The following is a 19707-nucleotide window of genomic DNA, read 5'->3' as shown; positions in this document are numbered from 1 at the left end:
GGCGGGGCTCCGCCCCACGCCTCCCGCCAAAGGGCGCCGCTCCGAAAGGGGTGGCGCCTTTGCCCTTTGGGGCCGGTCGAAGTACGGCGCAGAAAGTGCCTGCCGCGCGCTTCAATCCCGCTCAACCATTCGGATCCGGGGCATCGCCCGCGTGAGCAGTCAGCGCTTTCGCAGGCCGGAATGCGCGGATCGAACGGCCCGCTCCCGATGGGGCTTTCGCCCATGACCCGACGTTTCGGCAGAGTGCGATTTCACGCTTGCTTTCCCCTGGCCGCTGCCTTAGCAACCGCCCTACGGCACAGGGGTATAGCTCAGTTGGTAGAGCATCGGTCTCCAAAACCGAGGGTCGTGGGTTCGAGTCCCCCTGCCCCTGCCAGTCGTTTCCAGCATCGCGGGACAGAGGGTGAGGCGCTCAGGTGAGCGCCTGATTACGCGTTTCCGCGTTGATCATAAGGGCAGCGACCGCGCCCAATACCAGCAGCGCGGCGAACAGCCCCACGGTGACGCCGAAGCTGTAGGAAATCACCAGCCCCACGACCGTTGGAGCGCAGATGCCGCCAAGCCGCGCCATCGCGCCCGCAGCCCCCATCCCCGTCGCACGGACGGAGGTCGGATAGAGTTCGGGCGTGAATGCATAGAGGGCGCCCCATGTTCCCAGCAGCGCAAAGCTCATGAGCAGCAGCGAGGTCGCGACGAGGGTCGAGGTTCCGGCCACGGTGAACAGCAGGCAGCCAAGCGCGCTCAGCAGCAGGAACAGGATGAGCGTCGGCTTCCGCCCCCAGGCCTCCACCCCGTAAGCGGCAAGCGCATAGCCGGGGATCTGCGCCAGCGCCACCAGAACCAGGAAGCCATAACCCCGGACGAAGCCGAAACCGCCGGTGGCGAGCTGCGCCGGTATCCAGGTAAACACCCCATAGTAGGAGATCGAGACGAGGAACCACAGCAACAGCACCCCGATGGTCCGCGACCGGAGGGCGGGGGCGAAGATGCTGCCGCCTTCGGTGCTGCCGGGCAGGGTGATCGCCATGTCGCGGGGCAGGGGGGCGGCGCCGTTCGCGGCGCGGACCTTGTTCAGCACCTCACGCACCTGCTCCTGTTGGCCGGTGCGCAGCAGGTAGAGCGGCGATTCCGGCACCCAGAGCCGCAGCCAGAAGCCGATCAGCGCCGGAATGGCGGCGATCGCGAAAATCCAGCGCCATGCCTCGGCCACCCCGAAGGAGGAGGCGATCCACGCCGTCAACGCCACGATGACCGTGCCGACAGCCCAGAAGCCCTCCAGATAGACCAGCCACCGGCCCCGGTTCTTCGGCGGCAGGAATTCCGCCATCATCGCGTAATCGACGGGCAGGGTGCCGCCCACCGCCATGCCGGTCAGGAACCGGGCGATCAGCAGCAGTTCGAAGTTGGGCGCAAAGACGGAGGCCAGCCCGAATACCGCATCGCAGGCCACAGTCACGATCAGCACCCGGCGCCGCCCGATCTTGTCGGCGATTCGCCCGAACAGCGCCGCGCCGATGAACATGCCCAGGAAGAACAGCGTCCCCGTCTGGAGCGCCTGTGGCACCGTCAGACCGAAGCTCGCCGCGATGGAAGGGGCGCTGAAGCCGATGGAGAGCACCTGCATCGCATCTGCTGCCCACACCAGCCCGAAGATGCCGAAGAGCCGTTTCTGGAATCTCCCCACCCCGGTTTCCGACAGGATTGCGTCCACTGTGGTCGCCATGAAATCTCTCCATTCCTCAGAATGAGGCGCACTCTCCCCGCCCCGGGTGCAAACGCAACCCCTTCTTACTTGTATTCTGTGTGGGGAGGGCGTATCTGCACCGCGTCCAGCCCGAAGGAACCGCAATGGCAAAGGCCAACCCGCTCCAGTTCATCCAGCAGGTCCGCACCGAAGTCGGTAAGGTCGTCTGGCCGACCCGCCGCGAAGTGCTGCTGACCACGACGATGGTGTTCGTGCTTGCGGCAGTTGCGGCGGTCTTCTTCTTCCTCATAGATCTGGCGATCCGCTATGGTCTGACATGGCTGCTGGGATTCTTTGCCCAATAGGGCGTTTTTCGCGCACTGATGCACAGTCGCCGCGCCTGCATGGTCATTGTTGTGCATCTGCGGAAAGACCTGATCGCCCTTACGCTGCATTGTCTCTGAATCCTCGCGCTTAAAGAGATATTTCTTGAATTTTAGCTATTTGTAAGGCACCTCTCTGCCTTGTGTATCTTCGTGCGCGTACGTCGCTCCCCCAGGCGAAACGGTGCGCAAGCGGGCTGTCCGCACGGAGTGCATGTGATTTTGGCAAGGATAAAAATATGAAAGCGCTTCTCGCAGCTGTGGCCATTTCGGCCCTTCCGTTCGCCGCGTCCGCGGCGACGTACTATATCGACGTCAACTCCGAAGGCCCCTACACCTCCGGGTTCCAGACGCTGAGCGTCGGCGACGAACTGGTCTTCGTGGTTACGCCGAACACGACCTACACGTTCGACTTCGGCATCTCCGCGCTCGGTCAACGCACGTCGCTGGAACAGGTGACCTTCGGCACCAGCGTGTCCGGCGACTACTCGACGGTGTTCAACACCTATGGCGACCAGGGATCCTTCTGGTCCGCTGGCGGCGACCTGCCGGATCTGACCACGAGCGAAACGTTCTCGGTCGCCTTCCTGTCCAACGGCGCGACGTCTAACGTCTCCATCGCGCTCGCGTTCACCGCGACGCAACAGGCTGAGGAAGAACTTCCGGTGCCGGCACCGGTTCCGCTTCCGGCCGCGGGTGGCCTGCTGGTCGCCGGCGTCCTCGGCCTCGGCGCTCTCGCCCGCCGCCGCAAAGCCTGATCGGCTTTATGAACCGCTGAAACCGACAGGCCCCGTCCACCGGCGGGGCTTGTTCTTTTGCGGAATGACTTGCGCTCGCGGCCGCGCGCGGGTAGTAGATCGCAGTTCCAGGGCGCAGGCGGCGTGCAGCGATTCGGCGTGCGCGCTGTTTTTTGTTCTGGAAGCAGACACAGGAAGGGTATCGCGGCATGGCGAAGCGTTGGTATTCGGTGAGCGTCCTCTCGAACTTCGAGAAGAAGATCGCCGAGCAGATCAAGCAGTCGGTCGCCGACGCTGGCCTCGAAGATCAGATCGACGAGGTTCTGGTCCCGACCGAGGAAGTGATCGAAATTCGCCGCGGCAAGAAGGTGACTTCAGAGCGGCGCTTCATGCCGGGCTATGTGCTTGTGCATATGGAAATGTCGAACCGTGGTTACCATCTGATCACCTCGATCAACCGTGTCACCGGGTTCCTGGGTCCGCAGGGCAAGCCGATGCCCATGCGGGACTCCGAAGTGAATACCATCCTGAACCGGGTGGAGGAGGGCGAGGCGCAGCCGCGCAACCTCATCCGGTTCGAGGTCGGCGAGCAGGTCAAGGTGTCGGACGGGCCCTTCGAGGGCTTTGCCGGCATGGTCGAGGAAGTGGACGAGGCGGCCAACCGCCTCAAGGTCACCGTCTCGATCTTCGGCCGGCCGACGCCGGTGGAGCTGGAATTCACTCAGGTGGCCAAGGTCGCCTGAGCGATCCCGTGGGAGGCGTGAGAGCGCCGGACCACTAAACCGCCCGCTTGCCGGGCTGTGAAAAGAGGAGAGGCCATATGGCCAAGAAAGTTGTCGGGCAGCTCAAGCTGCAAGTGAAGGCGGGGCAAGCCAACCCGTCCCCGCCGATTGGTCCCGCACTCGGTCAGCGCGGCATCAACATCATGGCGTTCTGCAAGGAATTCAACGCCCGCACGCAGGAGATGGAGCAAGGGTCGCCGATCCCGACCGTCATCACCTACTACGCGGACAAGTCATTCTCCTTCGAGATGAAGACGTCTCCGGCGTCCTTCTATCTCAAGAAGGCGGCTGGCCTGAAGCCGGTCGGCAAGCGGAACCGTCCCAAGGGGTCGGTGAAGCCGGGCCGCGAAGTGGCCGGCACCGTGACCGTCGCGCAGATCCGCCAGATCGCGGAAGCGAAGATGAAAGACCTCTCGGCGAACGACGTCGAAGCCGCGATGCAGATCATCCTCGGCTCCGCGAAGTCGATCGGTATCGAGGTGAAAGGGTAAGCCATGGCGAAGCTCGCAAAACGCACCGCCAATGCGCGGGAACTCTTCGACGGCAAGGCGAACCTCTCGGTTGAGGATGCGTTGTCGCTGGTCAAGCAGGCGGCCACTGCGAAATTCGACGAGACCGTCGAGATCGCGCTGAACCTCGGCGTTGATCCGCGTCACGCCGACCAGATGGTCCGTGGTGTCGTCCAGCTGCCGAACGGCACGGGCAAGACCGTCCGCGTCGCCGTGTTCGCCCGTGGCGCCAAGGCCGACGAGGCCAAGGCTGCCGGTGCGGATATCGTCGGTGCCGAAGACCTGATGGAGACGATCCAGTCCGGCAAGATCGAGTTCGACCGTTGCATCGCGACGCCGGACATGATGCCGCTGGTCGGTCGCCTCGGCAAGATCCTCGGCCCGCGCAACCTGATGCCGAACCCGAAGGTCGGGACGGTGACGATGGATGTGGCGAATGCCGTGGCCGCTGCCAAGGGCGGTGAAGTGCAGTTCAAGGTCGAGAAGGCGGGCGTCGTCCATGCCGGTATCGGCAAGGTGTCCTTCGAGCCGGCGAAGCTGGCCGAAAACCTGCGTGCCTTCGTTGGCGCGGTGAACCGTGCGAAGCCTGCCGGTGCCAAGGGAACCTACCTCAAGAAGGTGTCGGTTTCCTCCACGATGGGGCCGGGCGTGTCTGTCGATCTGACCTCTGCCACGGCCGAGGCCTGACAAGAATTCCCGGGCTTCGGCCCGGTGAACGGCAGGGCCACCGGGAGCAGTCCCAAGGCCCTGTCCTGTCCGAGACGGCGGGTGATCCGAACGGGTCTTAATATCCTGCCTGAGATGGGGAACGAGCGAATTCCGGGGCTTTCCCCGGGCGATCTCTCGGGACCATCGCGGACCCGACGCCTGCGCAAGCAGGCAGAACTGAGCCGGGGGGAAACCCCCAAACTTGGAGTGGAACTGTGGATAGAGCCCAGAAAGAGAAAGTGGTCGAGGAACTCGGCCAGATCTTCGAAAGCTCTGGCGTCGTGGTGGTTGCCCGCTACGAAGGTCTCACGGTTGCCCAGATGCAGGACCTCCGGGCGCGCATGCGCACGGTCGGAGGCTCCGTCCGCGTTGCCAAGAACAGGCTCGCCAAGATCGCCCTTGAGGGCAAGCCCAACGAAAGCCTGGGTGACCTCCTCAAGGGCATGACCGTGCTCACCTATTCCGAAGACCCCGTCGCTGCGGCGAAGGTGGCTGACGAATACGCCAAGACGACGGAGAAATTCGTCATTCTTGGTGGTTCCATGGGCAGCACGGCCCTCGATCCGGCCGGTGTCAAGGCCGTGGCGTCCATGCCGTCGCGTGAAGAGCTCATTGCTCAGATCGTGTCCTGCATCGGCGCTCCGGCTTCCAACATCGCCGGCGCGATTGGCGCACCTGCATCGAACATCGCGGGCATCCTCTCCACCCTGGAGGAGCGGGAAGCCGCCTGAGCAACCTATGGCCTTCGTAGGGTTGAACACCCGCACGTTGGAACCCATCTAACTTGGAACGGAACAGAGAAATGGCCGATCTGAAAGCCCTTGCCGAGCAAATCGTGAACCTCACGCTGCTGCAGGCTCAAGAACTGAAAACCATCTTGAAGGACGAATACGGCATCGAGCCCGCTGCTGGCGGCGCGGTGATGGTTGCCGGTCCTGCCGCTGGCGGTGCTGCCGCTGCGGAAGAAGAAAAGACCGATTTCGACGTGATCCTCGTTGATGCCGGCGCGAACAAGATCAACGTGATCAAAGAAGTCCGCGCCATCACCGGTCTTGGCCTGAAAGAAGCCAAAGACCTCGTGGAAGCTGGCGGCAAAGCGGTGAAAGAAGCTGCGCCGAAAGCGGAAGCCGAGGAAATCAAGAAGAAGCTCGAAGCGGCTGGCGCCAAGGTCGAGCTCAAGTAATCGTGCCGGGCGCATCCTGCGCCTGACGGTTTCGTGCGGCTGGAGAGGGTTTTCCCTCTCCAGCCAATCGCGTCTTGGCAAGGGCCTTCAAGGGGTCTTTCCCAGGGCGCGGCAAAGGGTTCGGGAGCGGTCGGTGGGACGGCCGCATGAATGGAACTCTTGGCCCCCTGTTTCTAGAGCGGTCCGCGCCGGTGCCCCGACGGCCGTGGATCCGCAGATAGAAAGGTGACGACGAGCATGGCGCATTACGTTGGCCAGAAGCGCATCCGCCGCTACTACGGCAAAATCCGCGAAGTTCTGGAGATGCCGAACCTCATCGAGGTTCAGAAATCTTCCTATGACCTGTTCCTTCGCTCCGGGGATGGCCCCAAGGCGCTGGACGGTGAAGGCATCCAGGGTGTCTTCCAGTCCGTCTTTCCGATCAAGGATTTCAACGAGACCGCCGTTCTCGAATTCGTGAAATACGATCTCGAGAAGCCGAAATACGACGTTGAGGAATGCCAGCAGCGCGACATGACCTTCTCGGCTCCGCTGAAGGTCACGCTCCGCCTCATCGTGTTCGATGTCGATGAGACGACCGGCGCGAAGTCGGTCAAGGACATCAAGGAACAGGACGTCTACATGGGCGACATGCCCCTGATGACGTCGAACGGGACGTTCATCGTGAACGGGACCGAACGTGTCATCGTGTCGCAGATGCACCGCTCTCCGGGCGTGTTCTTCGACCATGACAAGGGCAAGACGCATTCCTCGGGCAAACTGCTCTTCGCCTGCCGGATCATTCCCTATCGCGGCTCCTGGCTGGACTTCGAATTCGACGCCAAGGATATCGTCTTTGCGCGTATCGACCGTCGCCGGAAGCTGCCGGTGACGACGCTGCTCTATGCCCTCGGCATGGATCAGGAAGGCATCATGGACGCCTTCTACGACGTGGTGGGCTACCGGCTGGAGAAGAACCGCGGCTGGGTGACGAAATTCTTCCCCGAGCGCGTGCGCGGCACCCGTCCGACCTTCGACCTCGTGGATGCCGACACCGGCGAGATCATCTGCAAGGCCGGGGACAAGATGACCCCGCGCATGGTCAAGAAGCTGACCGACGAGGGCAAGGTCACCGAGCTTCTGGTTCCCTACGATTCCATCGTCGGCCGCTATGTGGCGAAGGATATCATCAACGAGGAAACCGGCGCGATCTATGTCGAGGCCGGGGACGAGATCACGCTCGAATACGACCGCGACGGCGAAGTGAAGGGCGGCAGCCTGAAAGTGCTGCTGGACAACGGGATCACCGAGATCCCGGTGCTGGACATCGACAACATCAATGTCGGCCCCTACATCCGCAACACGATGGCCGCGGACAAGAACATGAACCGCGATACCGCGCTCATGGACATCTACCGCGTCATGCGTCCGGGCGAGCCGCCGACCGTCGAAGCCGCTTCCGTGCTTTTCGACACGCTGTTCTTCGACAGCGAGCGCTACGACCTGTCCGCCGTGGGCCGCGTGAAGATGAACATGCGCCTCGCCCTCAATGCCCCCGACACGCAGCGCACGCTGCGCAAGGAGGACATCATCGCCTGTATCCGCGGTCTCGTGGAACTGCGCGACGGCAAGGGTGAGATCGACGACATCGACCACCTCGGCAACCGCCGGGTGCGTTCCGTCGGCGAACTGATGGAGAACCAGTACCGCGTCGGGCTGCTCCGCATGGAGCGCGCGATCAAGGAGCGCATGTCCTCCGTCGAGATCGACACGGTGATGCCGCAGGATCTCATCAACGCGAAGCCGGCGGCGGCGGCGGTGCGGGAGTTCTTCGGCTCCTCGCAGCTCTCGCAGTTCATGGACCAGACCAACCCGCTCTCGGAAGTCACGCACAAGCGTCGTCTCTCCGCGCTCGGGCCGGGCGGTCTGACGCGTGAGCGCGCGGGCTTCGAGGTGCGCGACGTTCACCCGACCCACTACGGCCGGATGTGCCCGATCGAGACGCCCGAAGGCCAGAACATCGGCCTTATCAACAGTCTCGCCACCTTCGCCCGCGTCAACAAGTATGGCTTCATCGAGACCCCCTACCGCAAGGTGAAGGAAGGTCAGGTGACGGATGATGTGGTCTATATCTCCGCCACGGAGGAGATGCGCCACACCGTCGCGCAGGCGAACGCGAGCCTCGACGAAGACGGGCGCTTCGTGGATGAGCTGATCTCCACCCGCAAGGCGGGCGAGTTCATGCTCAATCCGGTGGAGGCCGTCGATCTCATCGACGTGTCGCCGAAGCAGCTCGTTTCGGTGGCCGCGGCGCTGATCCCGTTCCTTGAGAACGACGACGCCAACCGCGCGCTGATGGGCTCCAACATGCAGCGTCAGGCCGTGCCGCTCCTGCGGTCGGAAGCGCCGTTCGTCGGCACCGGCATCGAGAGCACCGTGGCCCGCGATTCCGGCGCCGCGATCATGGCCCGCCGCGGCGGTGTCATCGACCAAGTGGACGCGACGCGTATCGTCGTCCGGGCGACCGAACTTCTGGAACCGGGCGAGCCGGGCGTGGACATCTACCGCCTGCGCAAGTTCAAGCGGTCCAACCAGTCGTCCTGCATCAACCAGCGTCCGCTGGTGAAGGTGGGCGATACGGTGGCGCGGAACGAGGTGATCGCGGACGGCCCGTCCACCGACATGGGTGAACTGGCGCTTGGCCGGAACATCGTCGTCGCGTTCATGCCCTGGAACGGCTACAACTATGAGGACTCGATCCTGATCTCCGAGCGGATTCTCCGTGACGACGTCTATACCTCGATCCATATCGAGGAGTACGAAGTCGCCGCGCGTGACACCAAGCTCGGGCCGGAGGAGATCACCCGCGACATCCCGAACGTCGGTGAGGAAGCGCTGCGCAACCTCGACGAGGCGGGCATCGTCTATATCGGCGCCGAAGTGGGGCCGGGGGACATTCTCGTCGGCAAGATCACCCCGAAGGGCGAAAGCCCGATGACGCCGGAGGAGAAACTGCTCCGCGCCATCTTCGGGGAAAAGGCGTCGGACGTGCGGGATACCTCGCTCCGCCTGCCGCCGGGGGCCTACGGGACCATCGTGGAAGTGCGGGTCTTCAACCGTCACGGCGTCGACAAGGACGAGCGGTCGCTTCAGATCGAGCGTGAGGAAATCGAGCGCCTGTCCCGCGACCGGGACGACGAGCTGGAGATTCTCGAGCGCAACTTCTACGCCCGCCTGCGGCAACTGATCCTCGGCAAGGCCGCGGTGAAGGGTCCGAAGGGCGTGAAGCCGGGTTCGGAAATCACCGAGGAACTGCTGGGCACGCTGTCGCGCGGCCAGTGGTGGCAGCTCGCGCTCGCCGATGACGCGGAGGCCAAGGAGGTCGAGGCGCTCAACGACCAGTTCGACGTGCAGAAACGCGCGCTGGAGAACCGGTTCGAAGACAAGGTGGAAAAGGTCCGCCGCGGCGACGATCTGGCGCCTGGCGTGATGAAGTCGGTCAAGGTGTTCGTGGCGGTGAAGCGCAAGCTGCAACCGGGCGACAAGATGGCCGGCCGTCACGGCAACAAGGGCGTCATCTCCAAGGTCGTGCCGATGGAAGACATGCCCTTCCTCGCCGACGGGACTCCGGTAGACTTCGTGCTGAACCCGCTGGGCGTGCCGTCGCGGATGAACGTCGGTCAGATCCTCGAAACCCACATGGGTTGGGCGGCGCGTGGTCTGGGTCTCCAGATCGACGAGGCGCTGCGCGAGTATCGCCGCAACGGCGATCTGACCCCGGTCAAGGAAGCCGTGCGCTTCGCCTACGGCGACGAGACCTATGAAGACGCTTTCTCCGGCATGGACGAGGCCGCGCTTCTGGAGGCGGCGGGCAATGTGACCCGCGGCGTTCCGATCGCGACCCCGGTCTTCGACGGGGCGAAGGAAGCGGACGTCAACGACGCGCTGGTCCGGGCAGGCTTCGACAAGTCCGGCCAGTCCATCGTGTTCGACGGTCGCTCCGGCGAGCAGTTCGCCCGGCCGGTGACGGTCGGCGTGAAGTACATGCTGAAGCTTCACCACCTCGTCGACGACAAGCTGCACGCGCGTTCCACCGGGCCTTACAGCCTCGTCACGCAGCAACCGCTGGGCGGCAAGGCCCAGTTCGGCGGCCAGCGGCTCGGCGAGATGGAGGTCTGGGCGCTCGAAGCCTACGGTGCGGCCTACACGTTGCAGGAAATGCTCACCGTCAAGTCGGATGACGTGGCGGGGCGGACCAAGGTCTATGAGTCCATCGTCAAGGGTGAAGACAACTTCGAGGCCGGCGTTCCCGAGAGCTTCAACGTGCTCGTGAAAGAAGTCCGGGGCCTCGGCCTCAACATGGAACTCCTGGATGCGGAGGAAGAGTGAGGGCGGCCTTCGCCCTCCTCACCCACCCCAGTTTTAAGGACTTGGCATGAACCAGGAACTCACCACCAATCCGTTCAACCCGCTCGCGGCGCCGAAACAGTTCGACGAGATCAAGATCTCGCTGGCCTCGCCCGAGCGGATTCTTTCTTGGTCCTACGGTGAGATCAAGAAGCCCGAAACCATCAACTACCGCACGTTCAAACCCGAGCGTGACGGTCTGTTCTGCGCGCGCATTTTTGGCCCGATCAAGGACTACGAATGCCTGTGCGGCAAATACAAGCGCATGAAGTATCGCGGCGTCGTCTGCGAGAAATGCGGTGTGGAAGTGACGCTCCAGAAGGTGCGCCGCGAGCGGATGGGCCATATCGAGCTCGCCGCGCCGGTCGCCCACATCTGGTTCCTGAAGTCGCTGCCGTCCCGCATCGGCCTCATGCTCGACATGACGCTCCGGGATCTGGAGCGGATCCTCTACTTCGAGAACTATGTCGTCATCGAGCCGGGTCTGACCGATCTCACCTACGGTCAGCTCATGACGGAGGAGGAATTCCTCGACGCGCAGGATCAGTATGGCGCGGATGCGTTCACGGCGAATATCGGCGCCGAAGCGATCCGTGAGATGCTGGCCGCGATCGACCTTGCTTCCACCGCCGATCAGCTCCGCGAGGAACTGAAGGAAGCCACGGGCGAACTGAAGCCGAAGAAGATCATCAAGCGGCTGAAGATCGTCGAGTCGTTCCTCGAGTCGGGCAACCGTCCCGAGTGGATGATCCTGACCGTGCTGCCGGTGATCCCGCCGGAGCTGCGCCCGCTGGTCCCGCTGGACGGCGGCCGGTTCGCCACGTCCGACCTGAACGACCTCTACCGCCGGGTTATCAACCGGAACAACCGTCTGAAGCGGTTGATCGAACTCCGTGCGCCCGACATCATCGTGCGCAACGAAAAGCGGATGCTTCAGGAAGCCGTGGACGCGCTGTTCGACAACGGGCGCCGGGGCCGCGTGATCACGGGCACCAACAAGCGCCCGCTGAAATCGCTCTCCGACATGCTGAAGGGGAAACAGGGCCGGTTCCGTCAGAACCTTCTGGGCAAGCGGGTGGACTTCTCCGGCCGTTCGGTCATCGTGACCGGGCCGGAACTGAAGCTGCACCAATGCGGCCTGCCCAAGAAGATGGCGCTCGAACTGTTCAAGCCGTTCATCTATTCGCGGCTTGAGGCGAAGGGTCTGTCCTCCACCGTCAAGCAGGCGAAGAAGCTGGTCGAGAAGGAGCGCCCGGAGGTCTGGGACATCCTGGATGAAGTCATCCGCGAACACCCCGTCCTGCTGAACCGCGCGCCGACGCTGCACCGTCTGGGCATCCAGGCCTTCGAGCCGATCCTGATCGAAGGCAAGGCGATCCAGCTTCACCCGCTGGTCTGCTCCGCGTTCAACGCCGACTTCGACGGCGACCAGATGGCCGTTCACGTTCCCCTCTCGCTGGAAGCCCAGCTTGAGGCCCGCGTCCTGATGATGTCCACGAACAACGTGCTGTCGCCTGCGAACGGCGCGCCGATCATCGTGCCGTCGCAGGACATGGTGCTTGGTCTCTACTACACGACCATGCAGCGTGAGGGCATGAAGGGCGAAGGCATGGCCTTCACCGCCATCGAGGAGGTGGAGCACGCGCTCGCCGCCGGTGAGGTGCATCTGCACGCCAAGATCATCGCGCGGATCAAGCAGATCGACGGCGAAGGCAACGAGATCGTCAAGCGCTACGAGACGACCCCGGGCCGTCTGCGCCTCGGCAACCTGCTGCCGCTCAACGCCAAGGCGCCGTTCGAACTGGTGAACCGCCTGCTCCGCAAGAAGGACGTCCAGAACGTCATCGACACCGTCTACCGCTACTGCGGCCAGAAGGAATCGGTGATCTTCTGCGACCAGATCATGGGGCTTGGCTTCCGCGAGGCCTTCAAGGCCGGCATCTCCTTCGGCAAGGACGACATGGTCATCCCGGTCAAGAAATGGGAGATCGTGGAGAACACGCAGGAGCAGGTGAAGGAATTCGAACAGCAATACATGGACGGCCTGATCACCCAGGGTGAGAAGTACAACAAGGTCGTCGATGCCTGGTCGAAATGCTCCGACGCCGTCGCCGGTGCGATGATGGGCGAGATCTCGGCCGTCCGTAAGGACGACATGGGCCGGGAGATGGAGCCGAACTCGGTCTACATGATGTCCCACTCCGGGGCGCGGGGTTCGCCTGCCCAGATGAAGCAGCTCGGCGGGATGCGCGGCCTGATGGCCAAGCCGTCGGGTGAGATCATCGAGACGCCGATCATCTCGAACTTCAAGGAAGGTCTGACCGTTCTTGAATACTTCAACTCGACGCACGGCGCCCGGAAGGGTCTGGCGGATACCGCGCTCAAGACCGCGAACTCCGGCTACCTGACCCGTCGTCTGGTGGACGTGGCGCAGGACTGCATCGTCCGGTCGAACGACTGCGGCACCGACCGTTACATCACGGCCTCCGCCGCGGTGAACGACGGTGAGGTGGTGGCGTCGCTGGGCGAACGTGTGCTGGGCCGGGTCGCTGCCGAGGATGTCTATGTCCCCGGCACCGACGAGGTGATCGTGAGCCTTGGCGAACTGATCGACGAGCGCAAGGCCGATGCGGTCGAGACGCTGGGCGTGCCCACCGTCAAGATCCGCAGCCCGCTCACCTGTGAGGCGGAGGAGGGCGTCTGCGCCACCTGCTACGGGCGCGACCTTGCCCGGGGCACGATGGTGAACGTCGGTGAGGCCGTCGGCATCATCGCGGCGCAGTCCATCGGTGAACCCGGCACGCAGCTGACGATGCGGACCTTCCACATCGGCGGCATCGCGCAGGGCGGCCAGCAATCGTTCCTCGAATCGTCGCAGGAAGGCGTGATCGAGTTCCGCAACCCGAACCTTCTTGCCAACGCCTCGGGCGAGCAGATCGTGATGGGCCGGAACATGTCGCTCGCCATCATCGACGAGAACGGCGTGGAACGGGCCTCGCACAAGCTGCTCTACGGGTCGAAGGTGTTCGTGAAGGAGGGCCAGTCCGTCAAGCGCGGCAACAAGCTCTTCGAATGGGACCCCTACACCCTGCCGATCATCGCGGAGAAGGCCGGTCAAGCGAAGTTCGTCGATCTCGTCTCGGGCATCTCGGTGCGCGAGGAGACGGACGATGCAACCGGCATGACCCAGAAGATCGTCTCGGACTGGCGGTCGGCGCCGAAAGGCAACGAGCTGAAGCCCGAGATCATCGTCATGGATGCCGAGACCGGCGAACCTGTCCGCAATGAGCAGGGCCACCCGATCTCCTATCCGATGTCGGTGGACGCGATTCTGTCGGTCGAGGACGGGCAGGACGTGAAGGCCGGTGACGTGGTGGCGCGGATCCCGCGCGAAGGCGCCAAGACCAAGGACATCACCGGGGGTCTTCCCCGCGTGGCGGAACTGTTCGAGGCCCGTCGTCCGAAGGATCACGCGATCATCGCCGAACTGGATGGCTATGTGCGCTTCGGCAAGGACTACAAGAACAAGCGCCGCATCGCCATCGAACCGGTGGACGAGACGCTCCAAGCCGTCGAATACATGGTGCCGAAAGGCAAGCACATCCCGGTGCAGGAAGGCGACTTCGTGCAGAAGGGTGACTACATCATGGACGGCAACCCGGCTCCGCATGACATCCTGCGGATTCAGGGGATCGAGGCGCTGGCCAACTACCTGATCGACGAGGTGCAGGACGTCTATCGTCTGCAGGGCGTGAAGATCAACGACAAGCACATCGAGGTGATCGTTCGCCAGATGCTGCAGAAATGGGAGATCCTCGACTCCGGCGAGACGACGCTGCTCAAGGGCGAGCATGTCGACAAGCAGGAGCTGGACGAAACCAACGCCAAGGCGGAGGCCCAAGGCCTGCGTCCGGCGCAGGCGGAGCCCATCCTGCTCGGCATCACCAAGGCCTCGCTGCAGACGCGCAGCTTCATTTCCGCCGCTTCCTTCCAGGAGACGACGCGGGTGCTGACCGAGGCGGCGGTGCAAGGCAAGCGCGACAAGCTTGTCGGGCTGAAGGAGAACGTCATCGTCGGCCGGCTCATCCCGGCCGGGACCGGTGGCGCGACCAGCCGTGTACGCCGTATCGCGACGGATCGCGACCAGAAGGTCATCGATCAGAAGCGGGCGGAAGCCGAACAGGCCGTGCAGCTTGCGGCGCCGCTGGATGTGGTCGATCTGGAGAACGATGCCGGTCTGGTGGAAACCACCGAAAACCGGGATTGATCCTCGGCAGGAATGTGAAACGCCCCGCTCAAGCGGGGCGTTTTGCTTTTGAGGAGGGCGACCGGTTTTCCGGGCGCTGCAGTGGAGGTCGGTCCGGCGCACGCGGTCGGCCCGTTTCCTCTAGGGGGATGGCTATGCGCAGATGCGCTCGTTGGGCCGATCTGTGGGGGGCTGGTGTGCTTGGGAGAAGGTGCGCGGGGTGGCACGGCACCATGCTGTTTCAGGAGAGCGCGGCCGATCCTGGCTGAGAGGCCGCTCTTCCGCACCAATGCGCATACTTCCGCAATGCATCGCGCTTTCCTTTCTTCGCTTTGAAGGCTGCCGAAAGTTCTGGAGTGTCAGGCCTCCGTTCCGCCGATCGGGAAATCGGCATCGGAATGATCCGCCATGTGCCTATTTCCGGCCGGATTTTCTGAATCCCGAAGGATTTCCGCTCCAACGGACCGAGAGAGCGTTTTTCAGAAACCTGTAAGGCCATCCTCTTTCGCGGGGCAGGGTGCCTCCGGTCCTGCCGAGAGGCTCTCCCTACTTCGGTCAAAAGGGCATTTCCGCCCGGCGATACCCAAATATCCGGCGAAACCCGGCCCATTTCCTTCGCGGATGCCCGCGGCGGACTCTTCGCAGAAGTTCCGGCCTGATGACGGGGACGGGGGCCGAAGCCTCCTCGCTCAGCATTTTCGCTGGCTTGCTTCAAATGCGACATAGAATGACGCAAATACGCAGTCGCCTCCCGCGCACCGTGCTAAGGCGTCTTGAGGGCCGACGGGTTATTACCGACGGGTTCCGGGGGGTTGAAGGCTTATCCGATGCCGAGGACGGCCAATATGCGCGGCGCGCTGCTGATGATTGCAGCAGTGGGCGCCTTCACGGTGAACGATGCGCTGATGAAGGCCATCCTCGGGCACGTGCCGCTCTTTCAGGCACAGTTTCTGCGGGGGCTGGCCGTTCTGCTGCTGCTTGCGGTTGCCTCCGGGTTCTTTGCGCCGCCGCGGTTCGACCTGTCACGCCGTGACTGGACGCTCTGCCTCGCCCGGAGTTTCGCGGAAGCGGTCAGCGCGGTGCTGTATCTGGAAGGTCTGTCGCGCATTCCATTGCCCAATGCCACGGCGATCCTGCAGTCCGTCCCGCTGTTCCTTACTCTGGCGGCGGCGATCTTTCTCAAGGAGCCGATCGGCTGGCGGCGGCTGGGGGCGATTCTGGTGGGTTTCCTCGGGGTGCTGCTCATCGTCAGGCCGGGGCCGGAGGGATTCTCTCCCGGTGCGCTTTACGTCTCCGCCTGCGTGGTGACGGTCATCCTGCGGGAACTGTGCACGCGGAAGCTCTCCCCTGCTGTTCCGTCGATGACGGCGGCCCTCACCATGGGGGTGGTGCTGGTCGTCTTCTCCGGCATAGGCGCGGCGGTGGCGGGCGAATGGAGGCCGTTGGCGGCCGTGGACATCCTGCGGATCATCACGGCTTCCGTGGCGGTGTCCGTGGGCTATGTGCTCAGCATCGGGGCGATACGGCTCGGCGACCTCTCTGTCGTGGGTCCGTTCCGCTACACGGGGATGGTGTGGTCGCTGCTCCTCGGGCTTGCGTTCTTCGGCGTCTGGCCCGATCCGCTGACCCTTGCCGGGGCGGGAATCGTCATTGCCGCGGGACTGTTCACCATCTATCGCGAGCATGTGGCGGAGCGCGCGGCATCGCGGCTTTCGGGGAGCGTGGCGGCCGACTGACGCCCTTGCGACGCGGCGTTCGGGCCGGGACGCCTGTTGACATCCCCCCCGACTCCCCATATACGGCGCGTCACCCGGGTGGCGAAGTGCGTCTTCTGCTGCCCCTGCTCATAAACTGATGTGGTCATGATCCGGGCGAAAGCCCCGATCCTCTGGAATTCCACCGCGTCGTTCCCCGCGAAGGGGAACGAATGCGGTTTTGGCGTTTGCGGACAGGCGCGACGCCGATGACGAGAACGGATGCAACACGGGGAACCGGAATGCCGACTATCCAACAGCTGATCCGCAAGCCGCGGCAGCCCAAGGTGCAGCGCTCTAAGTCGCAGCACCTCCAATCCTGCCCGCAAAAGCGCGGCGTCTGCACGCGCGTCTACACGACGACGCCGAAGAAGCCGAACTCGGCCATGCGGAAGGTCGCCAAAGTGCGGCTGACCAACGGTTTCGAGGTGATCAGCTACATTCCGGGCGAAAAGCACAACCTTCAGGAGCACTCGGTGGTCCTGATCCGTGGCGGCCGGGTGAAAGACCTTCCGGGCGTCCGCTATCACATCCTGCGCGGCGTGCTCGACACGCAAGGCGTCAAGGACCGTCGTCAACGCCGTTCGAAATACGGCGCGAAGCGTCCGAAGTAAGGAGATCTGGGCATGTCCCGTCGTCACGCTGCCGAGAAGCGCGAAGTTCTGCCGGACGCCAAGTTCGGCGACACCGTGCTGACCAAATTCATGAACAACCTGATGATCGACGGCAAGAAGTCGGTCGCGGAAGCCATCGTCTACAACGCACTCGACCGCGTCGAGGGCCGCGTGAAACGCGCCCCGGTCGAAGTGTTCCACGAGGCGCTGGACAATGTGAAGCCGGCCGTCGAGGTCCGTTCCCGCCGTGTGGGCGGTGCGACCTACCAGGTTCCGGTGGAAGTCCGCATCGAGCGCCGTGAAGCGCTGGCGATCCGCTGGCTCATCACGGCTGCCCGCAAGCGCAACGAAAACACCATGGAAGAGCGCCTCGCCGGCGAGCTTCTGGATGCTGCGAACAACCGTGGCACCGCGGTGAAGAAGCGCGAAGACACCCACAAGATGGCCGACGCGAACAAGGCGTTCAGCCACTACCGCTGGTAAGCGGCAGGAGCACCGACCATGGCACGCGAATATCCCCTCGAGCTCTACCGTAACTTCGGGATCATGGCTCACATCGACGCGGGTAAAACCACGACGACGGAGCGCATCCTCTATTACACGGGCAAGAGCCACAAGATCGGCGAGGTGCATGACGGCGCCGCGACGATGGACTGGATGGAACAGGAGCAGGAGCGGGGGATCACGATCACCTCTGCTGCGACCACGACCTTCTGGCAGCGGACCGAGGACGGCACCCATGAGGGGCCGAAGTACCGGTTCAACATCATCGACACCCCCGGCCACGTCGACTTCACCATCGAGGTGGAGCGCTCGCTCGCGGTGCTCGACGGGGCCGTGTGCCTTCTGGACGCGAACGCTGGCGTCGAGCCGCAGACCGAGACGGTGTGGCGTCAGGCCGACCGCTACAAGGTTCCGCGGATCGTCTATGTCAACAAGATGGACAAGATCGGCGCGGACTTCTTCAAGTGCGTGCAGATGATCAAGGATCGCACCGGCGCCACCCCGGCCCCGGTCGCGCTCCCCATCGGTGCGGAAGACAAGCTCGAAGGCATCATCGACCTGGTCACTCAGGAAGAGTGGACCTGGAAAGGTGAGGATCTCGGCGCGTCCTGGACCCGTCAGCCGATCCGTGACGAGCTGAAGGATGTCGCGGACGAATGGCGCGGCAAGCTCATCGAGCTCGCGGTGGAAATGGACGATGCGGCGATGGAGGCCTACCTCGAAGGTGAGGAGCCCGACGTCGACACCCTGCGGAAACTGATCCGCAAGGGCTGCCTCTCCATGACCTTCGTGCCGATCCTCGCCGGCTCGTCCTTCAAGAACAAGGGCGTCCAGCCGATGCTGAACGCGGTGGTCGACTATCTGCCGAGCCCGCTTGACGTTCCGGCCTATGTCGGCTTCGCCCCGGGTGACGAGACGGAAACCCGGAACATCGAGCGTCACGCCTCCGACGACGAGCCGTTCTCGGCTCTGGCGTTCAAGATCATGAACGACCCCTTCGTCGGCTCACTGACCTTCACGCGTCTCTATTCCGGCGTCCTCAAAAAGGGCGACCAGATGCTGAACGCGACGAAGGGCAAGCGCGAGCGCGTTGGCCGGATGATGATGATGCACGCCATCAACCGCGAAGAGATCGATGAAGCCTATGCAGGCGACATCATCGCTCTGGCGGGGCTGAAGGACACGACGACGGGCGACACGCTCTGTGATCCGGCGAAACCGGTGGTTCTTGAAACCATGACCTTCCCGGAGCCGGTGATCGAGATCGCGGTGGAACCGAAGTCGAAGGCCGACCAGGAGAAGATGGGCCTCGCGCTCGCTCGCCTGTCCGCCGAAGACCCGTCCTTCCGCGTCGAGACCAACTTCGAGTCCGGCCAGACGATCATGAAGGGCATGGGCGAGCTTCACCTCGACATCCTCGTTGACCGCATGCGTCGCGAGTTCAAGGTCGAGGCAAACATCGGCGCGCCGCAGGTGGCTTACCGGGAGACCATCTCCCGCGAGGCGGAGATCGACTACACGCACAAGAAACAGACCGGTGGTACCGGCCAGTTCGCGCGCGTGAAGCTCGTCATCACCCCGACCGAGCCGGGCGAGGGCTACTCGTTCGAAGCGAAGATCGTGGGCGGTGCGGTGCCGAAGGAATACATCCCCGGCGTCGAAAAGGGCATCAAGTCGGTCATGGACTCCGGTCCGCTGGCGGGCTTCCCGGTGATCGACTTCAAGGTCGCGCTGATCGACGGTGCGTTCCACGACGTCGACTCCTCGGTCCTCGCGTTCGAGATCGCGTCCCGTGCGGCGATGCGCGAAGGCCTGAAGAAGGCCGGCGCAAAGCTGCTGGAGCCGATCATGAAGGTTGAGGTGGTGACCCCGGAAGAATACACCGGCGGCATCATCGGCGACCTGACCTCGCGCCGGGGGATGGTGACGGGGCAGGAAAGCCGCGGCAATGCCAACGTGATCAACTCGATGGTGCCGCTGGCCAACATGTTCGGCTACATCAACACGCTGCGCTCGATGTCCTCGGGTCGCGCCGTCTTCACGATGATCTTCGATCATTACGAAGCCGTGCCGCAGAACATCTCGGACGAGATCCAGAAGAAATACGCCTGATCGGCGGGGTGGCGGTCCCCGCCACCCGAACCCATTCCGCCGTGAGCGCATCCGCGATCCGGTGACACGAAACAGGAGGCCATCATGGCAAAGGCAAAGTTTGAA

14 protein-coding genes and 1 tRNA gene are annotated in these 19707 nt (G+C 63.5%); 14 read left to right on the top strand and 1 reads right to left on the bottom strand.

Annotated elements, in window-relative coordinates:
• Positions 1–300 precede the first annotated feature (300 nt).
• Positions 301–376: transfer RNA gene (locus CDV49_RS00095), tRNA-Trp, on the top strand.
• Between the two features lie 36 nt (positions 377–412).
• Here the strand turns inward: CDV49_RS00095 and CDV49_RS00090 are convergent.
• Positions 413–1723: an MFS transporter gene (locus CDV49_RS00090; protein WP_088213560.1), complete on the bottom strand. Its 1311-nt coding sequence runs from the start codon at positions 1721–1723 to the stop codon at positions 413–415.
• Positions 1724–1848: 125 nt separating this feature from the next.
• Here CDV49_RS00090 and secE point away from each other — a divergent pair, with 125 nt between their 5' ends.
• The 13 genes from secE to fusA all read left to right on the top strand — a co-directional run bounded on the left by secE (position 1849) and on the right by fusA (position 19602).
• The gene (secE, locus tag CDV49_RS00085; protein WP_035747215.1) at positions 1849–2049 is read left to right on the top strand and encodes a preprotein translocase subunit SecE; all 201 of its coding nucleotides are present in this window, start codon (positions 1849–1851) and stop codon (positions 2047–2049) included.
• A 257-nt stretch (positions 2050–2306) separates the two neighbouring features.
• A complete protein-coding gene (locus CDV49_RS00080; RefSeq protein WP_088213559.1) occupies positions 2307–2825 on the top strand; it encodes a VPLPA-CTERM sorting domain-containing protein in 519 nt (172 codons plus the stop codon).
• Positions 2826–3013: 188 nt separating this feature from the next.
• The gene (gene nusG, locus CDV49_RS00075; protein WP_088213558.1) at positions 3014–3547 is read left to right on the top strand and encodes a transcription termination/antitermination protein NusG; all 534 of its coding nucleotides are present in this window, start codon (positions 3014–3016) and stop codon (positions 3545–3547) included.
• Between the two features lie 77 nt (positions 3548–3624).
• The gene (rplK, locus tag CDV49_RS00070) at positions 3625–4077 is read left to right on the top strand and encodes a 50S ribosomal protein L11 (RefSeq protein ID WP_035747209.1); all 453 of its coding nucleotides are present in this window, start codon (positions 3625–3627) and stop codon (positions 4075–4077) included.
• A gap of 3 nt (positions 4078–4080) precedes the next feature.
• Positions 4081–4782: a 50S ribosomal protein L1 gene (rplA, locus tag CDV49_RS00065; RefSeq protein WP_088213557.1), complete on the top strand. Its 702-nt coding sequence runs from the start codon at positions 4081–4083 to the stop codon at positions 4780–4782.
• A gap of 236 nt (positions 4783–5018) precedes the next feature.
• A complete protein-coding gene (gene rplJ / locus CDV49_RS00060; RefSeq protein ID WP_035715088.1) occupies positions 5019–5534 on the top strand; it encodes a 50S ribosomal protein L10 in 516 nt (171 codons plus the stop codon).
• A 71-nt stretch (positions 5535–5605) separates the two neighbouring features.
• Positions 5606–5986: a 50S ribosomal protein L7/L12 gene (gene rplL / locus CDV49_RS00055; protein ID WP_035715091.1), complete on the top strand. Its 381-nt coding sequence runs from the start codon at positions 5606–5608 to the stop codon at positions 5984–5986.
• A gap of 237 nt (positions 5987–6223) precedes the next feature.
• Positions 6224–10354 (top strand): DNA-directed RNA polymerase subunit beta, encoded by a 4131-nt coding sequence (rpoB, locus tag CDV49_RS00050; protein WP_088213556.1) that lies wholly within the window; start codon positions 6224–6226, stop codon positions 10352–10354.
• Between the two features lie 46 nt (positions 10355–10400).
• Positions 10401–14639: a DNA-directed RNA polymerase subunit beta' gene (gene rpoC / locus CDV49_RS00045; RefSeq protein ID WP_088213555.1), complete on the top strand. Its 4239-nt coding sequence runs from the start codon at positions 10401–10403 to the stop codon at positions 14637–14639.
• 824 nt (positions 14640–15463) lie between these two features.
• Positions 15464–16354: a DMT family transporter gene (locus CDV49_RS00040; RefSeq protein WP_256947163.1), complete on the top strand. Its 891-nt coding sequence runs from the start codon at positions 15464–15466 to the stop codon at positions 16352–16354.
• A 260-nt stretch (positions 16355–16614) separates the two neighbouring features.
• A complete protein-coding gene (gene rpsL, locus CDV49_RS00035; RefSeq protein WP_010399029.1) occupies positions 16615–16986 on the top strand; it encodes a 30S ribosomal protein S12 in 372 nt (123 codons plus the stop codon).
• A gap of 12 nt (positions 16987–16998) precedes the next feature.
• Positions 16999–17469, top strand: a complete 471-nt coding sequence (gene rpsG / locus CDV49_RS00030) for a 30S ribosomal protein S7 (RefSeq protein ID WP_035747201.1) — start codon at positions 16999–17001, stop codon at positions 17467–17469.
• 18 nt (positions 17470–17487) lie between these two features.
• Positions 17488–19602 carry an elongation factor G gene (fusA, locus tag CDV49_RS00025; RefSeq protein ID WP_088213553.1) on the top strand — a complete coding sequence of 705 codons (2115 nt, stop codon included), beginning with the start codon at positions 17488–17490 and terminating at the stop codon, positions 19600–19602.
• The last annotated feature ends 105 nt before the right edge of the window (positions 19603–19707 follow it).

It is taken from the genome of Haematobacter genomosp. 1 (assembly GCF_002196855.1).
Classification (GTDB): domain Bacteria; phylum Pseudomonadota; class Alphaproteobacteria; order Rhodobacterales; family Rhodobacteraceae; genus Haematobacter.
Note: the sequence above shows the minus strand (reverse complement) of the source record. Positions and strands in the feature narration are given on the sequence as shown.

Excerpts from the sequence above, each read along its gene's own strand:
- CDV49_RS00090 (WP_088213560.1), bottom strand. The coding sequence starts at position 1,723 with ATGGCGACCACAGTGGACGCAATCCTGTCGGAAACCGGGGTGGGGAGA.
- secE (WP_035747215.1), top strand. The coding sequence starts at position 1,849 with ATGGCAAAGGCCAACCCGCTCCAGTTCATCCAGCAGGTCCGCACCGAA.
- CDV49_RS00080 (WP_088213559.1), top strand. The coding sequence starts at position 2,307 with ATGAAAGCGCTTCTCGCAGCTGTGGCCATTTCGGCCCTTCCGTTCGCC.
- nusG (WP_088213558.1), top strand. The coding sequence starts at position 3,014 with ATGGCGAAGCGTTGGTATTCGGTGAGCGTCCTCTCGAACTTCGAGAAG.
- rplK (WP_035747209.1), top strand. The coding sequence starts at position 3,625 with ATGGCCAAGAAAGTTGTCGGGCAGCTCAAGCTGCAAGTGAAGGCGGGG.
- rplA (WP_088213557.1), top strand. The coding sequence starts at position 4,081 with ATGGCGAAGCTCGCAAAACGCACCGCCAATGCGCGGGAACTCTTCGAC.
- rplL (WP_035715091.1), top strand. The coding sequence starts at position 5,606 with ATGGCCGATCTGAAAGCCCTTGCCGAGCAAATCGTGAACCTCACGCTG.
- rpoB (WP_088213556.1), top strand. The coding sequence starts at position 6,224 with ATGGCGCATTACGTTGGCCAGAAGCGCATCCGCCGCTACTACGGCAAA.
- rpoC (WP_088213555.1), top strand. The coding sequence starts at position 10,401 with ATGAACCAGGAACTCACCACCAATCCGTTCAACCCGCTCGCGGCGCCG.
- CDV49_RS00040 (WP_256947163.1), top strand. The coding sequence starts at position 15,464 with ATGCGCGGCGCGCTGCTGATGATTGCAGCAGTGGGCGCCTTCACGGTG.
- rpsL (WP_010399029.1), top strand. The coding sequence starts at position 16,615 with ATGCCGACTATCCAACAGCTGATCCGCAAGCCGCGGCAGCCCAAGGTG.
- rpsG (WP_035747201.1), top strand. The coding sequence starts at position 16,999 with ATGTCCCGTCGTCACGCTGCCGAGAAGCGCGAAGTTCTGCCGGACGCC.
- fusA (WP_088213553.1), top strand. The coding sequence starts at position 17,488 with ATGGCACGCGAATATCCCCTCGAGCTCTACCGTAACTTCGGGATCATG.